This window comes from Streptomyces sp. MnatMP-M17, assembly GCF_900091995.1.
In the GTDB taxonomy this organism is placed as follows: Bacteria; Actinomycetota; Actinomycetes; order Streptomycetales; family Streptomycetaceae; genus Streptomyces.
The window spans coordinates 1-14,690 of record NZ_FMDK01000095.1 but is presented as its reverse complement, the minus strand read 5'-3'; the positions used below and the strand labels follow the sequence as shown (position 1 = coordinate 14,690).

Here is a 14,690-nt window from a genome sequence, read left to right as displayed (position 1 = left end):
GGACCGCCAGGTTCCGTCAAGGTGATCGGCCGTTCCGGGCATTGGGCCGGTAGTTGTTGAGTCTCAGTAGCCAATTCAGGGGTTGTGCGCGACGTCCCGTACCGCAGGCTGCCCGTCCGCCCGCCACAGCACCCGCCGTGTGGCCAGGCCCCCCAGCACGCCGGCCGCACAGCCGAGGATGCCCGCGGACACGGGCCAGTCGATGCCGGCCAGCCGGTCGAGCGACCAGGCGCCCGGCCCGGCGAGCCCGGTGACGGCGACGGACGCGATCAGGATCAGCGGGTACTCGTACCCGTCATCCTGGACCCACAGCCCGTGCGGGTATTTCACCGTGACCGCAACGGTCATGACACTGGCAACGGCCCCCACCGCGAACGGTGTCAGGAGCCCGGCCGCGAGCAGCAGGCCCCCGCCTGTCTGACCGCTCCCCGCCGCCAACGCGGTGAGCCGCCCGCCGCGGAAGCCGTCGCGCCGGAACTCCTCGGCGCCGGCGGCCAGTCCGGCGCCGCCCAGCCAGTGCGTCATCTTCTGCAGGCCATGGGCGGCGACCAGCCCTCCAACGACGATACGGAGGGCGAGCAGCCCGACGTCGGTACAGTCGGCGCCCGGGCCGGCCGTACCTCCTGCCGCACGCAGAGACTGTTGTCTGATGGTGAGACGTGGATACCGCATGGTCACTTCTTTTCTCGTTTGACGCCTTTAGCGCAAGGCCCTCATCCGGAGTGCGCAAGCCGTGTGTGCTCAATGCAGGTGGAAGGAGGAACTGGAGGCGTCGAGCGAGATCGGGATGCGTCCCTCGCGCAGTTCCCAGGGGAACGGGCCCTCGAAGGTACGCAGTCCCTGTCGGCACAGCGGGTCTTCGGCGAGCAGCTCGCGGGCCTCGTCGGCGGTGCCGGTGTTGAGGATGGTGAGACCATCACCGACCTGCACACCTGGTTCGACGAACGGGCCTGACGCCCAGAGCAGCCCGCGCCCTTCGAGCTCGATCATGTACCGGAGGTGGTCCGCGACGTAGGGCGTGATCTCGGCGTCCTCGGCGACCTTGCGGTTGATCGCCGCGAACAGCCGTTTCCTGGTCATGGGGGCGAGGAGTTGCTCTACGGTCTCGTCCGTCGCGGACATGCGGGCGCTCCTTCTGATCAGGGCAGTGCGGCAGTGTGTCCGCGTGTTGAGCAGGACAGAACTCCGGTAGGACGAGGGTTCTCATAAATCGGCCGACGAGGCAACACGGCCTGCTGATGCGCCTCTTCCACGGGGCCACCAGCCGATCAGCGCGGCTGCGCACACTGGACGCCTCCGGAAGGCGGGATCGCCGCCGCAGTGCGAGGGTTGGGCTCAGTCGCTCACATTCCTGGGCGATTGATTCGGCATGCATACATGCGGCGTCGGGCGGAGCGGACATGTCTGAGCGGTCAACCCAGCGATTGACCAATGGGTTCAATCTGCTTGTCGACGCACTCCAGGCAAATGGGGTGCGGAACATGTATGGCGTGGTCGGAATTCCGGTCACGGATGTGGCGCGTCTGGCGCAGGCCCGTGGCATGAGGTACATCGGATTCCGGCACGAGGCGTCGGCCGGAAACGCCGCGGCGATCGCGGGCTTTCTGACGCGGCGCCCGGGTGTCTGTCTCACTGTTTCCGCGCCGGGCTTTCTGAACGGCCTGGTCTCTCTCGCAGCGGCGACGGTCAATTGCTTCCCCATGATCCAGATCAGTGGTTCCAGCGAACGGCCCGTCGTCGATCTCCAGCAGGGTGACTACGAAGAACTCGACCAGTTCAGCAGCGCGAAGCCGTTCGCGAAGGCGGCGTACCGCGTCGACCGTCCCGAGGACATCGGGCTGGCCACCGCTCGCGCTGTCCGGGCGACTGTGGCCGGACGGCCCGGTGGTGTCTATCTGGATATCCCCGCCGCAGTCCTCGGCGCGACGCTCGACGCGTCGAGAGGAGCCGAATCGATCTTCAGCCCCGTGGATCCGGCTCCGGCTCAACCACCGGACTTCGCCTCCATCAGGCGGGCCCTCGACCTGCTGCAACGCGCGCGGCGGCCTCTCATCGTGCTGGGCAAGGGAGCGGCGTATGCGCAGGCGGACGAGTCCATCCGGACCTTCATCGAGCAGACCGGCATCCCGTTCCTTCCCATGTCGATGGCGAAGGGGCTGCTGCCGGACGGTCACCCGCAGTCCGCGGCGGCCGCCCGCTCCTTCACGATCGGCAATGCCGACGTCGTCTTCATGGTCGGCGCACGGCTCAACTGGATGCTGAGACATGGGGAACCACCCTTGTGGAACCCGAACGCGAAGTTCGTACAGGTCGACGTCGCAGCCACGGAATTCGACAGCAACCGCCCCATCGCGGCTCCCATCCTCGGGGACATCCGCTCCGTCTTCGACGTGCTGGTGAAAAAGCTTGAGCACTATCCGGTCCAGGTTCCCCGTCAATGGACCGACGAGATCGAGAGCCATAAGGCCAAGAATGTCGAGAAGATGGCCGCCCGTCTCGCCGCGCCCCATGTTCCGATGGGATTCTACGGCGCGCTCCGGGTGGTCCGGGATGTCATCGCGGACCACCCGGAAACGTATCTGGTCAACGAGGGAGCCAATACGCTGGACTTCGGCCGGGACGTCATCGACATCCATAAACCGCGGCACCGCCTCGACACCGGTACGTGGGGTGTCATGGGGATCGGAATGGGCTACGCGATCGCGGCAGCCGTGGAGACAGGTGATCCCGTGATCGTCGTGACAGGCGACAGCGCCTTCGGGTTCAGCGGAATGGAGGTCGAGACGGTCTGCCGCTACCGACTTCCCGTGGTAACCCTCGTGTTCAACAACGGCGGCGTCTACAAGGGCGACGCCGTGAACACCGAGTCCGCCGATCCGGCACCGACCGTACTCATGCACGACGCACGCTACGACAGGATCGCCGAGGCTTTCGGAGCCGCCGGCCACAACGCCACCACACCCGAAGAACTCGACTCCGCGCTGCGCCAGGCCATGGCATCGAAGAAACCAGCGGTCATCAACTGTGTCATCGATCCCACACTGGGCACGGAAAGCGGACATCTGCAGAACCTCAACCCACAGAGTTCGGTACCGGAAACAGCACTGAAAACAACGTAAGGGGACGGCCTCAAATGACGGCAACCGCACGCGCGGCAAAAGACCGGGCGAAGACCGACGCACGGAGCGCCGGGCATCTCGATCCTGAGAAGCCGTATCCGCTCGCGGGAATCACCGTACTCGACTTCACGCATGTGCTGGCGGGGCCGACATGTTCGCGCATGCTCGCGGACGGGGGAGCCCGGGTCATCAAGGTCGAGCGACCGGGCGCGGGAGACGACACCCGTAAAATGGGGCCGTTCCTCAAAGACGGGAGCAGCGAGTACTACCGCTTCGCGAACCTCGGCAAGCAGTCGATCGCCATCGACCTCAAGGAACCCGAGGACATGGCGCTCGTCAAGCGGATGCTCGGCAAAGTGGACGTGGTCGTGGAGAACTTCCGGCCCGGCGTGATGGCCAAACTCGGTATGGACCCCGAAGAACTGGTCAGGGAATTTCCGCGTCTTGTGGTGTGTTCGATCTCCGGCTTCGGCCAGTACGGGCCGATGCACGACCAAGCAGCGTACGACACGATCATCCAGGCCCTGTCAGGGATCATGGACGCGACCGGTACACCGGACGGCGGTCCCACACGTGTCGGCACGTCCCTCTCGGACATCGCGGCAGGCATCTACGGGTACTGCGGCATCGTGACCGCGCTGCTCGCCCGTGAGAGCACCGGCATGGGGAGCACGGTCGACATCGCCATGCTCGATTCGACGTTCGCCCTCCTTGAGCACGGTCTCATGGACGCACTCGGCCCGAGGGTGCGGCCCCAACGGCTCGGGAACCGGCATCCGTTCATGTATCCCTTCGACACCTTCGCCTGCCGGGACCAGCCACTCGCCATCACCGTCGGAAATGACCACCTGTTCGGAATCCTGGCCGAGGTACTCGGCAAACCTCAACTGGCGATGGACGACCGCTTTGACACGAACGCGAAGAGGTCCGACAACTGGGCCCCGTTGAAGCAGGAGATGGAAGCCGTGCTCACGGGCGACACGGCCGCCGTATGGCGCGAGAAGCTCGAACAGGCCGGAATTCCCGTGGGTGTGGTCCTCAATGTGGACGACACGCGCAGACTCCCTCAGATCAAGGCCCGGGCCATGGTGAAAGATATCGGAGGCCACGACGTTCCCGGCAGCCCAATGAAATACGGACGGTACAACTCTCTTGGGACACTGGCAGCATCGCCTGCTCTCGACGAGCACGGTGACGCCATCCGCGCCGAATTCCAAGAACAGAAGTAAGCGGTCGTGCCACCCACGGGCGAGATCTCGCCTACGGACCGTACAGCCACCGGCCGCCCGTGGCTCTTCGCGATGCTTACTGCCGCCCCACGTCCGCACAGTTGGACAACCTGACCGGCTCCGACGAGAGATACGTCGGCGTGCCGACCGGTGTCGAGGTCGGCATCACCGCCCCGGACGGTTCATCCGTCCCGATCGGCGGAGAGGGAGAGATCGTCGTGCGCGGAGGGTCCTCCTCGGTCGTCGGGCGAGGAGTCGTCGGCGGGTCGCGCTGGCCCGGAACCCGAGTTACCCTGAATTTCGGGGACGTCTATGCGGTTTGCCTTCTGGTATGGGTGCTGTTTCGTTCGAGAACCGGACCGTGGGGGATGTTCTGCGCGAGGCGGCTTCACGGTGGGGTGACAGGCCGGCCCTCATCTCGGGGCTGCCCAACGTCACCAAGCGGCGCTGGACTTTCGCCGAGCTGGGTCGCGACGCCGAGGAGGTCGCCCGGGCTCTGCTGACGCGGTTTCGGCCCGGCGAACATGTTGCGGTCTGGGCGGGCAACGAGCCCGAGTGGATCCTGCTCGAGTTCGGCGCCGCACTGGCTGGTCTGACGCTGGTGACGGTCAACCCGGCGTACGGGGCGGAGGAGCTGGCCTATGTTCTGCACCAGTCGCAGGCCGTCGGGGTGGTGGTGCAGGCGCAGTTCCGCAGCCGTGACCTGGTCGCCATCGCCACCGGAGTACCGGGTCCGCGCGAGGTGATCTCGATGGCCGACTGGGATGCCTTTCTGGCCGGGGCCGTCGCCACCGACCTGCCTGAGGTGGCCCCGGACGGCATGGCGCAGATACAGTTCACGTCTGGGACGACCGGCTTCACCAAGGGTGCGATGCTCGCTCACCGGGGTCTGGTCGCCAACGGCCGACTGTACGCGGAGGCGATCGGCGTCGGCGCACGGGACGTGTGGGTCAACCCGATGCCGCTGTTCCACACCGCGGGCTGCGGATTGACCACTCTCGGTGCTCTGCAGACCGGCGGTACGCAGATCCTGCCGCCCGGCTTCGATGCCGCGACCATGCTGGACCTGATCGCCGAAGAGCATGGCACGGTCGTGCTCTGCGTACCGACGATGGCCTTGCGGATGCTCGACGAACAGCGCAGGCAGCCCCGGGACCTCAGCAGCTGGCGGCTTCTCACGGTCGGTGGCGCACCCGTGCCCCCGGAGCTGATCCGCCGGGCCGAACACGAGACCGGCGTCACCGGCCTGATCGGCTTCGGCCAGACCGAGTCCTCGCCCTACATCACGCACACCGTCCCCGGCGACCCTGATCCGCAGCGCATCACCACAGTCGGCCGAGCCCTGCCCACGATCGAGGTGAAGATCGTCGATCCAGCGTCGGGTGAGCCCCGGGGCCCTGGGCAGCTCGGCGAGATCTGCACTCGCAGTGTCTGCGTCATGCTCGGCTATTTCAACAACCCGGACGTCAAAGCCGTCGATGACCAGGGCTGGCTGCATACTGGCGATCTGGGCACGCTGGATACCGAGGGCTATCTACAGGTCCAAGGCCGACTGACAGACGTGATCATCCGAGGTGGTGAGAACGTCTATCCCCGTGAGATCGAAGCTGTCCTGCTGACTCACCCCGCAGTGTCCGACGTCGCCGTCGCGGGCATCCCGGACGAGGAATGGGGTGAAATCGTCGCCGCTTTCGTCATCCCCGCCCCTGGCACCGCTTTCGACGCCGATGACCTGATTCGCTACTGCCGTGAACACCTGGCCGGCTTCAAAGTCCCGAGAGCCTGGTACGTCGAATCCAGCTTCCCGCTGACCGCCTCCGGCAAAGTCCAGAAATTCGTCCTGCTCGAGCGCGCCCAGTCGCAAACAGCCGGCCCTGCGGCGTGAGCCGTGTCCGCCCCAACCGTCGGCAGTACCAGGGCGGTACGGACCGGCCCGCATGAAGCGCCGCGCCGTTCGCTTCGGCACGGTGAGTGGCGAAGACCACGGGGAACCGAGGCTCTCCTTCTCACCCTCACTCAATCCGTACCTGCTGGGCGCCTTCGTTCTGCCGGTCGCGGAAACCATCTGCACCGTTCTCCAAACCACCTGACCGCCTGCCTGTACGTCAAAAAACCTTGGCGAGCTCAAGCGGCCAGCGCATCACCGCCGCCCCTGGTGAGGTCGGGACGCGGATACCTGATGAGATCGGTCCACGCCTTCCCGTCCGCGGAGCCCTGGACCACGTAACCCCGCCCCGTGGCCGCCTCCCAGCGCAGCGTGACGCGGTCGAAGCTCCGCGCCTCGCCCAGGTCGACGGCGAGCCAGCTGTCCGCCTTCGGACGGTCGGCGACGGAGACGGCCCAGCGGGTCGTGAGATCGCCGTCGACGGCGAGAGGCGCACCCTTGCCGGTGTCCGCGGAGGAGGCCGTCGCGGTGCCGCCCCGAGCCAGATCGGCGCCGTCGGCGCCGTTGCGCACCTCGACCGCGTACAGCGAGTAACCGTAGCGGAGGTCAGGGCTGATGCCCTGGACCCGTAGGTGACGGTACGACACCCGGGCGAGGGCGAGGTCGTCGGTGCGCCCGGTCGTCGAAGGAGGCGCGGTACCCGCGTTCTTGGCCGCGACGCTGACGCTGTCCTCGGCGGTGGTGTACGTACGGCTGCCGTCCAGCCCGGCGATGCCCGGCATCGTCAGGTTCCGCACCTCGATATGGCCCTCGCCCGCCGCCGTTCCGCCGGTCGCGTAGACGACGTCACCCGACGGCAGGGTGGTGAACCCGGCGTAGCCCGGCCGGCGCGTACGCCTGGTAGGCCGCCAGGCGCTCGGCGAGCGCGGCCTCGGAGCGGGCCGCGGCCCGGTCCCCCAAGGCTGACACGGGTCGACACCACAGGAGCCGGTGATGTGTTCGCCGGTGTCACGGCGGCTCACCTCGCCCACGGGACCAGCCTCGTCGAAGCAGCACAACAGGCAACCCTTGCAGCAGCCCAGGCCATCCGGAGACCGCGGTCCAGCCGATAGGGGCACCGCGTGGACCGTGGAGACCACTTACTACGCTTCTGCCCGAGAAGTTCCCGTAACCTGAACTTCGCCTTCCTCCACGATGGCCCCGGATAGGACGCCCATACTGGCCGTCTTCTCGGCCCCATCGGCGGGGGCGGGGGCCAGGACTCGGGCGAGCCAGTCGTTGCGTGTTCCGCGCGCTGCGGTGGAGAGCGCGGCCTGCGGGTACAGTGCGTCGAATCCGTGGAAGCCTCCCGCCCAGATGTGCAGTTCCGCCTGGCCGCCGGCCGCCCAGATCCTGGTGGCGTAGTCGATGTCCTCGTCGCGGAAGACCTCGGCCGAACCTGCGTCGATGTAGGTGGTCGGCAGGTTTGAGAGGTCGTCGGCCACCGCGGGTGAGACATAGCCGGGCACCTGGTCGTTCTCGATGTCGCCGAGTACGGATCGCCAGCCGAACTCGTTCATCTCGCGGGTCCAGACGCCGGGTGTGCCGGAGTACTGCCGGCTGGAGGTGGTGGTGTTGCGGTGGTCGAGCATGGGGCCGATCAGGACCTGGGCGGCGATCGCCGGAGTGCCGCGGTCGCGGGCCATCAGGGTGACCCCGGCGGTGAGGCCGCCGCCGGCGCTGGCGCCCGCGACGACGATACGGGTGGGGTCGATGCCCAGTTCGGTGGCGTGTTCGGCGATCCAGAGCAGTCCCTGGTAGCAGTCGTCGACCAGGGTCGTGCCGGTGGCCTCCGGCGCCAGCCGGTAGTCCACGGAAACAACGACGGCGCCGAACAGGTCCAGCCACTCCAGCGGGATGTCGATCTGCGAGAAGCGGTCCCCCATGACCATCCCGCCGCCGTGCATCCAGTAGACGCACGGTGCCCCGGTGGAGCTGTCGGTTCCGGCGGGGCTGAAGACCGACAGCGGAATCCGCGCGCCGTCCGCGCCGGCCACGGTGGCCTCACGCCGCTCGACTGCACGACCTACGAGCAGGGGCTCGACCGGCATCGATGAGAAGGGGCGGATCTGCGCGAGCGCCTCGGAGTCGAGCTCGGAACGGAGGGGCATGTCGGCGAGCAGCGCGCGCAGCTCGGGGTCCAGTTCGGGTCGTGCCTGGGTCACGGTGGACACCTTTCGTCGGATTGTGCCGGGTGATCGGGGAGGAAGCGGTCGGATCGCGAGGATTGAGGAATGACCGGCCGACCGGTCGGGATCTCAGAAGGCGGCCTTGCCGTGGACCGGTACGTAGTCGGTGTACGCGGACTCCTTGGCGAGCAGTCCGTCGATCTGCGCCACGATGGCCTGGGCGGCCTCGCCGGCGAAGATCCGGTGGTGGTCCTCCTCGCTGGTCCAGCCTTCGGTGACATGAACGACGTCGGGGTCCGACGCGGAACGGGAGACGAGGTAGACGACGCAGTGTTCGCTCGCGCCGGGGCTGCCCTCGTTCAGGCCGGTCAGCAGCAGGTCGACCAGTTGATCACCCATCCCGGGCTTGGCGGTCAGGGTGGCGTTGAATCCGTAGTTGGTGGTCATGACTACCTTCTTCTGCGGGCGGCGGAGTGTGGATGTGCGGTCCTGGAGCGAGAGCCCAGTGGCTTGCTCCTGGATTCCAGTGATTCCATTCAACCGGCGTGATCTGCGGAAACGGTAGAACGATGCTCGCGGGCGCTTGCACGATCCTCTCTGGTTCGAGAGCAGGTGCCCGGCTGTGTGCTGCAATTGAGGCATGCATCTCGACGAGCTCCGTACCTTGCTGACCCGGCATGCGCGGCCCGACTGGACCACCGCCATCGACGGCGTACTCATCTCGAAGGTCGAGCGGTCCGATCCGCCGGCGCCGTCGATGTCCGGCACGGTGCTGGCGGTGATCGCGCAGGGGGCCAAACGCCTCGCGTTGGGCAACCGGGTGTTCGAGTACCGTGCTGGGCAGTACCTCATCGCCTCGGTCGATCTGCCCGTCACCGGCCAGTTCACCGAGGCCAGTCCGGAGTACCCGGCCCTAGGGGTCGGGCTCACGCTGGAACCGTCCGCCGTCGCCGAACTGCTGCTCCAGGCCGGGCCGGGAGAAGCCGCCCGCTCCGGCGGGAGCGCGGTGCCGGGCATCGCCGTCAGCGACGCTCCCGACGCACTGCTCGACGCCGTGGTCCGGTTGCTGCGCCTGCTCGATGAGCCCCGTGACCGGACGGTGCTCGCGCCGCTCGTCAAGCGCGAGATCCTGTGGCGGCTGATCACCGGTGAGCAGGGCGGCATCGTGCGCCAGTTGGGCCTTGCCGACAGCAGCCTCAGCCATGTCGCGCGGGCGGTGCGGTGGATCCGCGAGCACTACGCGCAGCCGTTCAAGGTTGAGGAGGTGGCGCAGCTGTCCGGCATGAGCGTTTCCGCCTTCTACCGCAACTTCCAGGCGGTGACCGCGATGAGCCCCATCCAGTTCCAGAAGCAGATCCGGCTCCAGCAGGCCCGGCTGCTGCTGGCCACCCACCCCAACGACATCACCGGGGTCGGTCACCGCGTCGGCTACGACAGCTTGTCGCAGTTCAGCCGGGAATACCGCCGTCAGTTCGGCGCACCACCCAGCCAGGACGCAACCACCCTGCGCCATACCGTGCTCACCACCACGGGCGTCCTTCCTTGACATAACGGGACATCAGTCGAGCATGTCTCGGCATGGAAGAGAACTGTGCAAGGGGACGCGGGTATTGTCCTACCGCTTTCCCTGGTGAGCACAATTGAATGGGCTCATCGATTCCCGTGGGACGGGCAAAGGACTCCCCTCTCCTGCCGATCGCGGGCTCGCCGAGACTCAAGGGGGTGTCCCATGGCTTGGTTGAAGCATTCAGGCTGAGGGCGGGTCCAGTAATCCGTCCGTGGGAAAGCAGGCTGCCGGAGAGGAAAAGCCCGGAGAGGAAAAGCAGGAGGCGGTGCAGAACTCAGCTGTGGGTACGTCGGACTGTCCAGCCGGCCCGGAGCGGGATTGTGCAAGACTCCGCCAGTTCTGTGCAACGCATCCCTGTGCTGGGCTGGTTGAATATCCACTGCCCCTGTGGATCTGTCGCGGGGTAAATGCTGTGGACGTGCCTGGCGGCGTCCGTGCCATATGCGCGCGGATCCCGTGCACGCGGAGAAAGGAAATGATGACGGACGACACCCACAGCGGGATATCGCTCCACGTCAACGGTCTGACGCACCGACTGGCCGTCGACAACCGCAGGACACTGCTCGACGCGTTGCGGGAACAGATCGGCCATACAGGACCGAAAAAGGGCTGCGATCAGGGCCAGTGCGGTGCCTGCACCGTTCTGCTCGACGGCCGGCGTGTGGTGTCCTGTCTGACGTTGGCGGTCGCCGCCGACGGAGCTGAGGTCACCACGGTCGAAGGTCTCGCCGCGGACGGTGAACTACAGCCGCTTCAGCAGGCTTTCGTACGGCTCGACGGTTTCCAGTGCGGGTACTGCACCCCAGGGCAGCTCTGCTCGGCAGTCGGAATGCTGGCCGAGCACGCGGCGGGCTGGCCAAGTGCGGCCACCGCCGATGTCTCACCCGACGGCCCGGTGTCCGAACTGGACACGGCGGAGGTGCGCGAGCGGATGAGCGGCAACCTGTGCCGCTGCGGCGCGTATCCGTCGATCGTACGCGCCGTGCTCGAAACGGCGTCCCGCAAGGAGGCGACGAGGTGAAGGAGTTCGCCTATGACCGGCCCGCGCAGGTCCGGGAGGCTCTCACCCTGGTCGCCGGGAACGACGGTGCCCGGTACCTGGGCGGTGGCACGAATCTCGTCGATCTGATGAAGAGCGGGATCGAGACGCCGTCCCGGCTGGTGGATGTGCGTCATCTGCCGCTTGACGGCATCCATGAGGCGCCCGACGGCGGGCTCGCCATCGGTGCGACGACGACCAACAGTGATGTCGCGGCTCACCCTGAGGTACGCCGCCGGTATCCGGCTTTGAGCCAGGCAATTCTGGCGGGCGCGTCGGGGCAACTGCGCAACATGGCCACGGTGGGCGGCAATCTGCTGCAGCGGACCCGTTGTGCCTACTTCGCCGATCCCTCGGAGCCGTGCAACAAGCGGGTTCCCGGCAGCGGGTGTGCCGCGATCACCGGGGAGCATCACAACCACGCGATTCTCGGCTGGTCCGACCACTGTGTGGCGACCCATCCTTCGGACATGGCGGTGGCTCTGGCCGCGTTCGACGCGGTCGTGCACTATGAGACGCTCGACGGGGTCCATGAGATTCCGCTGTCGGAGTTCTACCCGCCCGTCGGTGACGCGCCGCAGCAGGAGACGGTACTGCCGCCGGGTGCCTTGATCACCGCGGTGACCCTGCCGGCCTCCGCGGTGTCCCCGCGCTCGCGCTACCGCAAGGTCCGGGAGCGCGCGTCCTATGCCTTCGCCAACGTGTCCGTCGCGGCGGCTCTGGACGTCCACGAGGGAACGGTCCGCGGCGCGCGGATCGCCTTGGGAGGTCTGGCGTCGCGGCCGTGGCGCGCTCGGGTCGCCGAGTCCGTCCTGCGGGACGGACCGGACACCGCCGACATGTTCCGGACCGCCGCCGATGCGGAGCTGTCCACCGCGCGGCCGTTGAACGACAACGGATACAAGGTGACATTGGCGCGCAATCTGATCGAGGCAGTCCTGACCGAGCTCGCCGAGCGGACCGAGTGACGACCGGCCGGCTGCCGCCGCCCCACTGACGCTACGAACGTGAAGCCGAGCACTTCTCCGGCTTCACCAGCACCGCCCGCACCCTCATCTGCCACCACAGACTCACCAAATGAAGTGACTTTTCAAGGAGATCCAACGCGTGAACGCGTTCTCTGCCGGCGCGTCTGCGGACGCGAAGAAACCGACTGGGCATTTCACTGTCTTTCCGTCCACCGCCCCGGCGATTCCGCTCATGTCCGTCGTGGGAACCGCACAGCCCCGGGTCGAGGGCGCGGCCAAGGTCACCGGCGGCGTCCGCTACGCCGCCGACGAGCCGATGCGGGACCTCGCCTTCGGCTGTGTCGTCACCTCCACGGTGACCCGGGGACGCGTCCGTGACATCGATGTCTCCGCCGCGGAGGGCATGCCCGGTGTGCTGGGTGTGATCGACCACCGCAACGCGCCCCGGCTCAACCTGGAGGCAGGATCGTTCTTCGGTCCCGACGGCGGCATGCACCTGCTTCAGAACAATGAGGTTCCTCATTCCGGCCGGCCGATCGCGCTGGTGATGGCGGAGACGATGGAGCAGGCCCGGTCGGCGGCCGCGGCGCTGCGGGTGACGTACGACGAGGAACCGCATGACGTGGACTTCTCACTTGAGCACCCGGCCGCCCGGCCGGCGACGCCGTTCTTCGGCGAGGACGCGAGCGTCGGTGACCTGGACGCGGAGCTGGCAGTGAGCGCGGTGGTCGTGGACGAGCGGTACCGGACGCCCGAGGAACACGGCGCCGCCATGGAGCCGCACTCCGCGACCGCCTGGTGGGAAGACGAGCGTCTCCAGGTCATCGACTCCAACCAGGGGCCCTTCCTGGTCGCCATGACGGTGGCCACTCTGTTCTCCCTGGACCCGAAACAGGTGCGCGTCCGAGCACCGCACGTAGGCGGCGGCTTCGGGTCCAAATCGGGGGGCTGCGGCCCCCAGCTGGTCCTGGCGGTGATGGCCACGACGATGCTCGGCCGTCCCGTACGTGTCACCCTGACCCGGAGCCAGGTGTTCCAAGCGGTCTCGGCACGGCCGGCGACCGACCAGCGGGTCCGGATCGGGGCGGATGCCGACGGTCGTCTGCGGGCGATCCACCACGTGTCGGCCTTCGAGGTCTCGCCGCTCGCGGACTACCTGGAGAACTGCACCGAGCTGTCCAACACGCTCTACGCGGCTCCGGCGATCCGTACCCGGCGCATCGCGGTCCCGGTCGACATCCTGCCGCCGTACTCGCTGCGTGGGCCCGGTGCGACGCCGGGTTCGTTCGCGCTCGAATCCGCCATGGACGAGGTGGCGGAGCGTCTGTGCATGGATCCTCTCGAACTACGGCTGCGCAATGAGCCCGCCGCCGGCCCCGTATCCGGTCTTCCGTTCAGCCGCCGCAACCTCGTCCCGTGTCTGCGGGAGGGCGCTCGCCGGTTCGGCTGGGCCACACGTGACCACCGCCCACGGACGCGGGCAGAGGGACATCTGCTCGTCGGCACCGGAATGGCGGCCACGTCCTTCGGCGCGGGGGCACTGCCCTCCTCGGCGTCGATCACCGCCGAGACCGACGGGACCTTCACCGTGGCCGTCGGCGCCTGCGACATCGGTACCGGCGCACGGACCGCGCTGACCGCGGTGGCCGCTGACGCGCTGCGCGTCGATACCGCGCGGATACGTGTCCTGATCGCGGACAGCGACCTCGGTCCGGCGTGGAGCGCGGGCGGATCCAGAGGGACGACGTCCTGGGCGTGGGCGATCATCGAGGCCGCGGCGAAGCTGCGTTCCCACATGGATGACGCGACGCTGCCGCTGACGGTCTCGGCCGACACCACCGAGTCGCTCGGCGAACTGCCCCTCGTGGAACGGCACTCCTACAGTGCCGTGTTCAGCGAAGTGACCGTCGATCCGGCGACCGGCGAGGTGCGCGTGCGGCGGCTGCTGGGGATGTTCGCCGTGGGCCGCGTGATCAATCCGCTCCTCGCACGCAGTCAGCTCGTGGGAGGAATGGTCATGGGGCTGTCAATGGCCCTGCACGAAGAAGGCGTCCGTGATCCGGTCACGGGCCGGCACATCAACGCGGACTTCGCCGGGTACCACATCGCCGCACACGCCGACGTCCCCGACATCGAAGCCGACTTCGTACCCGACTACGAACCCGGCGACCCGTCAGGCATCAAAGGCGTGGGAGAGATCGGCACTGTCGGCACCGCGGCCGCGATCGCCAATGCCGTCTGGCACGCCACGGGAGTCCGCCAGCGGACTCTTCCGGTCCGTCTCGACCGCGTACTGGAAGAGCAGCCTCTGCGATGACTCATCCGCATCGAAGGTCCGCCGCGCCGAGCCGAAGGACCGCCGGGATCGGTTTCGCCGTCGGGCCTGCCAGGGGTGGAGGCATAGATGCTGCGTGAGGTCTGGCCGTACGTCGACGCCCACCGTCGTGCGGGCCGGCCGGTCGTGCTGGCCCGCCTGGTGGACTGTGACGGGCCCGCGTCACGACCACTCGGCGCCACGATGGCAGTCGCCGGGGACGGCACATGGCGAGGATCGCTGTCGGGCGGCTGCGTCGAGGGCATCATCCTCGACGCGGCCCGCGACGTCCTGGCGGGAGCCGCACCCCATGTGACCACCGTGGCACCCGGAGAGCACCTGCTGCCCTGGGAGGACGCGCCGGCCTGTGCCGGAGAACTGCGGGTCCAGATCGCCGCCGC

The 14,690-nt window shown here is 67.6% G+C and carries 14 protein-coding genes and 1 pseudogene; 10 read left to right on the top strand and 5 right to left on the bottom strand.

The genetic code is table 11. The annotated features are described in order from the left end of the window. Positions 1–75 precede the first annotated feature (75 nt). On the bottom strand, positions 76–672 hold the full coding sequence (locus GA0115259_RS05470; protein ID WP_093591688.1) for a DoxX family protein: 597 nt from the start codon (positions 670–672) through the stop codon (positions 76–78). Between the two features lie 69 nt (positions 673–741). Then, positions 742–1,122: a YciI family protein gene (locus tag GA0115259_RS05465; protein WP_093591649.1), complete on the bottom strand. Its 381-nt coding sequence runs from the start codon at positions 1,120–1,122 to the stop codon at positions 742–744. A gap of 278 nt (positions 1,123–1,400) precedes the next feature. On the opposite strand from GA0115259_RS05465, the gene oxc reads away from it, so the two are divergent. From oxc to GA0115259_RS40035, 4 genes are all read left to right on the top strand, one after another. After that, positions 1,401–3,119, top strand: a complete 1,719-nt coding sequence (gene oxc, locus GA0115259_RS05460) for an oxalyl-CoA decarboxylase (RefSeq protein ID WP_093591646.1) — start codon at positions 1,401–1,403, stop codon at positions 3,117–3,119. A 14-nt stretch (positions 3,120–3,133) separates the two neighbouring features. Then, positions 3,134–4,348: a CaiB/BaiF CoA transferase family protein gene (locus GA0115259_RS05455; protein WP_093591643.1), complete on the top strand. Its 1,215-nt coding sequence runs from the start codon at positions 3,134–3,136 to the stop codon at positions 4,346–4,348. Positions 4,349–4,679: 331 nt separating this feature from the next. Then, complete coding sequence (locus tag GA0115259_RS05450) at positions 4,680–6,233, top strand: AMP-binding protein (protein ID WP_093591639.1); 1,554 nt, start codon at positions 4,680–4,682, stop codon at positions 6,231–6,233. 52 nt (positions 6,234–6,285) lie between these two features. Then, a complete protein-coding gene (locus GA0115259_RS40035; protein WP_161230298.1) occupies positions 6,286–6,438 on the top strand; it encodes a hypothetical protein in 153 nt (50 codons plus the stop codon). Positions 6,439–6,490: 52 nt separating this feature from the next. On the opposite strand, the pseudogene GA0115259_RS05445 reads toward GA0115259_RS40035, so the two are convergent. Then, positions 6,491–7,114: pseudogene (locus tag GA0115259_RS05445) on the bottom strand (discoidin domain-containing protein); the annotation flags it as partial. On the opposite strand from GA0115259_RS05445, the gene GA0115259_RS41525 reads away from it, so the two are divergent. Continuing rightward, positions 7,037–7,345 carry a PfkB family carbohydrate kinase gene (locus GA0115259_RS41525; protein ID WP_237539783.1) on the top strand — a complete coding sequence of 103 codons (309 nt, stop codon included), beginning with the start codon at positions 7,037–7,039 and terminating at the stop codon, positions 7,343–7,345. The pseudogene GA0115259_RS05445 and the gene GA0115259_RS41525 sit on opposite strands and share 78 nt — an antisense overlap. A 30-nt stretch (positions 7,346–7,375) precedes the next feature. Here the strand turns inward: GA0115259_RS41525 and GA0115259_RS05440 are convergent, their stop codons facing one another. Together GA0115259_RS05440 and GA0115259_RS05435 are read right to left on the bottom strand one after the other, a co-directional pair. Then, on the bottom strand, positions 7,376–8,437 hold the full coding sequence (locus tag GA0115259_RS05440) for an alpha/beta hydrolase (RefSeq protein ID WP_093591636.1): 1,062 nt from the start codon (positions 8,435–8,437) through the stop codon (positions 7,376–7,378). Between the two features lie 93 nt (positions 8,438–8,530). Continuing rightward, entirely contained in the window at positions 8,531–8,848 is a 318-nt protein-coding gene (locus GA0115259_RS05435) for a putative quinol monooxygenase (protein WP_093591632.1), read from the bottom strand. Positions 8,849–9,041: 193 nt separating this feature from the next. On the opposite strand from GA0115259_RS05435, the gene GA0115259_RS05430 reads away from it, so the two are divergent. The 5 genes from GA0115259_RS05430 to GA0115259_RS05410 form a co-directional block, all read left to right on the top strand. Next, complete coding sequence (locus tag GA0115259_RS05430) at positions 9,042–9,947, top strand: AraC family transcriptional regulator (RefSeq protein WP_093591629.1); 906 nt, start codon at positions 9,042–9,044, stop codon at positions 9,945–9,947. A gap of 499 nt (positions 9,948–10,446) precedes the next feature. After that, the gene (locus tag GA0115259_RS05425; protein WP_093591626.1) at positions 10,447–10,989 is read left to right on the top strand and encodes a (2Fe-2S)-binding protein; all 543 of its coding nucleotides are present in this window, start codon (positions 10,447–10,449) and stop codon (positions 10,987–10,989) included. Continuing rightward, entirely contained in the window at positions 10,986–11,975 is a 990-nt protein-coding gene (locus GA0115259_RS05420) for an FAD binding domain-containing protein (protein ID WP_093591623.1), read from the top strand. Before GA0115259_RS05425 ends, GA0115259_RS05420 begins: the two co-directional genes overlap by 4 nt. Before the next feature lie 232 nt (positions 11,976–12,207). After that, a complete protein-coding gene (locus tag GA0115259_RS05415) occupies positions 12,208–14,292 on the top strand; it encodes a xanthine dehydrogenase family protein molybdopterin-binding subunit (RefSeq protein ID WP_093591682.1) in 2,085 nt (694 codons plus the stop codon). Between the two features lie 87 nt (positions 14,293–14,379). Then, positions 14,380–14,690: XdhC family protein (locus tag GA0115259_RS05410; protein ID WP_141716459.1), on the top strand; the 311-nt coding region annotated here is incomplete at its 3' end.

What these genes read in the sequence shown, in the direction of transcription:
- GA0115259_RS05415 (WP_093591682.1), top strand. Translation starts at nt 12,208, where the DNA reads ATGTCCGTCGTGGGAACCGCACAGCCCCGGGTCGAGGGCGCGGCCAAG.
- oxc (WP_093591646.1), top strand. Translation starts at nt 1,401, where the DNA reads ATGTCTGAGCGGTCAACCCAGCGATTGACCAATGGGTTCAATCTGCTT.
- GA0115259_RS05450 (WP_093591639.1), top strand. Translation starts at nt 4,680, where the DNA reads ATGGGTGCTGTTTCGTTCGAGAACCGGACCGTGGGGGATGTTCTGCGC.
- GA0115259_RS05425 (WP_093591626.1), top strand. Translation starts at nt 10,447, where the DNA reads ATGACGGACGACACCCACAGCGGGATATCGCTCCACGTCAACGGTCTG.
- GA0115259_RS05430 (WP_093591629.1), top strand. Translation starts at nt 9,042, where the DNA reads ATGCATCTCGACGAGCTCCGTACCTTGCTGACCCGGCATGCGCGGCCC.
- GA0115259_RS05455 (WP_093591643.1), top strand. Translation starts at nt 3,134, where the DNA reads ATGACGGCAACCGCACGCGCGGCAAAAGACCGGGCGAAGACCGACGCA.
- GA0115259_RS05465 (WP_093591649.1), bottom strand. Translation starts at nt 1,122, where the DNA reads ATGTCCGCGACGGACGAGACCGTAGAGCAACTCCTCGCCCCCATGACC.
- GA0115259_RS05470 (WP_093591688.1), bottom strand. Translation starts at nt 672, where the DNA reads ATGCGGTATCCACGTCTCACCATCAGACAACAGTCTCTGCGTGCGGCA.
- GA0115259_RS40035 (WP_161230298.1), top strand. Translation starts at nt 6,286, where the DNA reads ATGAAGCGCCGCGCCGTTCGCTTCGGCACGGTGAGTGGCGAAGACCAC.
- GA0115259_RS41525 (WP_237539783.1), top strand. Translation starts at nt 7,037, where the DNA reads ATGGCCCTCGCCCGCCGCCGTTCCGCCGGTCGCGTAGACGACGTCACC.
- GA0115259_RS05435 (WP_093591632.1), bottom strand. Translation starts at nt 8,848, where the DNA reads ATGACCACCAACTACGGATTCAACGCCACCCTGACCGCCAAGCCCGGG.